Annotated in this window: 1 protein-coding gene; it reads left to right on the top strand. The window is 74.1% G+C overall.

Annotated elements, in window-relative coordinates:
- The coding region (locus tag R0J87_RS20230) for a gamma-glutamyltransferase (RefSeq protein ID WP_498888495.1) at positions 1-274 on the top strand (274 nt) is incomplete at both ends.

Raw genomic sequence — 274 nt, 5'->3', positions numbered from 1 at the left:
CAAGCCGCACCGTGCGGGCTGCTACCATTTTTGCTACCGCCCTGTTCGCTGCGGCCTGCACCGGCCCGGGCGACACCGAGGAGGCGCGGCTGATCTCCGGCTACGCCGGCATGGCGACCGCGGACGAGCCCCGTGCCGCCACGGTGGGCCGGGAGGTCCTGGCCAACAACGGGACCGCGGCTGATGCGGCGGCGGCGATGGCGTTCACCATGACGGTCACGCTGCCCTCGCGCGTCGGACTGGGCGGCGGCGGCGTGTGCGTCGTCAGCGACCG

This window comes from Halomonas sp. SIMBA_159 (genome assembly GCF_046536035.1).
Taxonomy (GTDB): Bacteria; Pseudomonadota; Gammaproteobacteria; order Pseudomonadales; family Halomonadaceae; genus Vreelandella; species Vreelandella venusta_A.
Note: the sequence above shows the minus strand (reverse complement) of the source record. Positions and strands in the feature narration are given on the sequence as shown.